The 2,913-nt window shown below is 72.8% G+C and carries 3 protein-coding genes and 1 pseudogene; all 4 read right to left on the bottom strand.

The window, feature by feature from the left end; translation table 11 throughout:
* Positions 1-90 precede the first annotated feature (90 nt).
* Positions 91-891, bottom strand: coding sequence for a VOC family protein (locus ABT041_RS38895; RefSeq protein WP_351193873.1), 801 nt, complete (start codon positions 889-891; stop codon positions 91-93).
* Positions 892-988: 97 nt separating this feature from the next.
* The gene (locus ABT041_RS38900) at positions 989-1,489 is read right to left on the bottom strand and encodes a nucleotide triphosphate diphosphatase NUDT15 (RefSeq protein ID WP_351193876.1); all 501 of its coding nucleotides are present in this window, start codon (positions 1,487-1,489) and stop codon (positions 989-991) included.
* 317 nt (positions 1,490-1,806) lie between these two features.
* On the bottom strand, positions 1,807-2,766 hold the full coding sequence (locus tag ABT041_RS38905) for a universal stress protein (protein ID WP_351193879.1): 960 nt from the start codon (positions 2,764-2,766) through the stop codon (positions 1,807-1,809).
* Between the two features lie 16 nt (positions 2,767-2,782).
* Positions 2,783-2,913: pseudogene (locus ABT041_RS38910) on the bottom strand (TIGR03842 family LLM class F420-dependent oxidoreductase); the annotation flags it as partial.

Raw genomic sequence — 2,913 nt, forward strand, 5'->3', positions numbered from 1 at the left:
CTCCTGGACCGCCGAGGAGAGGAGCGTGTCCTTGGAGGAGGGGATGTTGCCGTTCACCGCGAACACCTTGGCGTGCCCGCGCCGCACCGCTCACTCGAACTCGGGCAGATCCCCGACGGTCGTCTTCTCGTCGATCACGGCGAAGGCGGCGCCCTGCGGGTCCACGATCGCCGCGAACCGGCCGAAGGGGCTGTCCATCGGCCCGAACACCTTCTTCCCCTTGAGCGCCGCGGCCCGCTCGACCGCCTTGTCGCAGTTGTCGACGGCGAAGTAGATCTGGATGTACGAGGGGATCTCCGGCGGGAAGTCCCCGTCCGACATCACCATCCGCCCGAGCACCGGCTGCGGACCGCCCAGGTCGAAGACCCGGTAGTCCATGTGCTCGTCCTTGATCTTCTTGGAGCCGAAGCCGAAGACCTCGGTGAAGAAGGCGTCCGACTTCGCCGGCTCACGGGTGAAGACCTCGGCCCAGGCGTACGCACCGGGCTCGCCCTCCCGCTCGAAGCCCTCGTGCGCACCGGCCTGCCAGACGCCGAACGTGACGCCCGACGGATCCTGCGCGAGGCACATCGAACCGAAGTCGCCGACCTGCATCGGCTCCATCAGGACCGTGCCGCCCGCGCCCCGGATCTTCTCCGCCGTCGCCGCGACGTCCAGCGAGGCGAAGTACAGACACCAGGCCGACCGCGGCTCCCCGTCCTGCCCCGGCATCGGCGGAACGACGGCCGCGACCGCCTTGCCGTTCTTGTACGCCTGGGTGTAATTGCCGAATTCCGAGGACGCCTCGCCGAAGTCCCAGCCGAGCACATCGCCGTAGAACGTCTTCGCGCCCTCGACGTCGGTGAACATCGCGTCGGTCCAGACAGGCGTGCCTTCAGGTCGTGCGGCCATGACGGTGACTCCCACTTCCGAATCGCTGACGTGTTCCTCTGGCCACGCTAGCCACGCTCGCCGGGGCCCGCGCGGTGACGCACCGCGGCTCCCGGCCTCAGCCGGGCAGCCGCCCCAGGGCGTAGCGGTGGAACGGCGCGTCCGGGATCGGGAGGCCGGGCCGCCACAGCCGCAGCACCTGCGCCGACGGCAGGAACAGGGCCTCCGGCAGCCGGTCCGGGTCCGTCCACTCCCAGCGCTCGATCTTCTCCGGCTCGGCCACGGCGGGCACGCCCCGGAAGCCGCGCACGACCGTGGCCGCCGTCATCCGGGTCAGCCGCGCCGAGGTCACGGTGTCCATGAGCAGCCCGAGGACCTCCACGTCGGCGGCGTCCGCGAGGAGCGTCGTCTCCTCGGCCAGTTCGCGCACCGCCGCCTCCTCGATGGACTCGCCCGGCTCGACCTTGCCGCCCGGCAGCTCCCACACTCCGGAGCGGTCCAGGCCCAGGAGGACCCGGCCGGCCTCGTCGGTCACCACGACCCCCGCGCCGAGCGAGGCTCCGGCGGACGGCGGCTGGACGTTGCGGCGGGCGGTGGCGGCGTGATCTGCGGTCGTCATGGGCCTTGTGTACCAGGCGCCACCGACAGGCACTCCCGGCGGCAGCCGCGCCCGTGCAAAGCGGCTGCCCTCCCCCCGAAAAGCGGCAGCCCTCCCCGTAATAAAAAGTGCAGAAACCTCTTGAAACGGGCGAAAAAGGGAGGACACTCGTTCTTACACCGGATAACCGGAGAGAGCCGCACTCGCCAGCGGAGACGTCCGAAGGCCCCTGTGACCCTGATCCAGGCTCTGGCCAGGCCCCCGGCGGGACCGGTCGGGCACGGAGCCGTCGGTGACGGCCGACGACCGCGCGAACCGACATGGACCGCCGGGGACTGTCATGTCCGGGGCTCGGCCCCGGCGGGCGGTACCACCGCCACCGGACAGTGCGCGTGATGCAGCACCGCGTGGGCGACGGAGCCGATGAGCAGCGTCCCCAGGCGGTGCCGGTGATGCCGCCCCACCACCACCAGGCCCGCGTCGAGCGAACCCTCCACGAGCCGGCCCGCCGCGTCTCCCGGCACGACCCTCGGGACAAGCTCCACCCCCGGCCACCGCTCCGCGAACGGCCGCAGGCGCTCCCGCTGCTCCCGCTCCGCCTCCGTCATGACCTCCTCCGCCTCCTCCGCCTCGTCCGCGAGCGGCAGCGGCGGAGGCACCTGGAGCGCGGGTGAAGGCGTCGGCAGGAGGGCCGCCTGCGGCGGCGGCAGCCGGAAGGAGGTCACCACCTCCAGCGGTACGCCCCGGTGGTGGGCCACCTCGAACGCGAAGTCCAGCACCTCGTCCGAAGTCTCCTCCGGGTGCAGCCCCAGCAGCACCCGGCCCGCCTCCGCCCCGTCCCGGAGGGCGGCCGCGCGCGCCTCGTGCGGTACGACGATCAGCGGGCAGGGCGCCGTCATGGCCAGCGTCCGGCTCGTCGAGCCGAGGAGCAGGCTCGCGAAGCCGCCGCGCCCCCGGGAACCGGTCACCAGGAGCCGCGCGCCCCGCGCCGCCGCCGGCAGCGCGTCCGTCACGGACCCGTCCAGCGATTCGTACCGCACCGGAAGGCGGTGCCCCCGCTCCTCGACCACCGTCCGTACGGCCCGCGTGACCGTGTCGGGGAGCTCCGGCGTCCTGCCCAGGGAAGCGATACGGGCGGCGCCCAGCTGGAGCGCCTCCGAGCGCACGTGGGCCACCACCAGCGGCGCGCCCAGCCCCTCCGCGGCGCCCAGCGCCCACTCCAGGGCCCGGAGGCTGTGCTCCGAGCCGTCCACTCCGACGACGACCGGCGGCTCGTACGCGGTGCTGGTGTCACTCATGCGGGAATGCCTCCCGCGCGCGGGCGCAGATGGTGAGCGCGTCGGGGTCGCAGCCGGCCTCGCGCGCCGCCTCCCGGACGGCCTTGACCATCCACTCGGTCAGGAAGGGGTCGGCGAGCTGGAGGATGAAGCCGTCCGCCTTCTGTC

This window comes from Streptomyces sp. NPDC002825 (genome assembly GCF_040295385.1).
Lineage (GTDB): Bacteria > Actinomycetota > Actinomycetes > Streptomycetales > Streptomycetaceae > Streptomyces.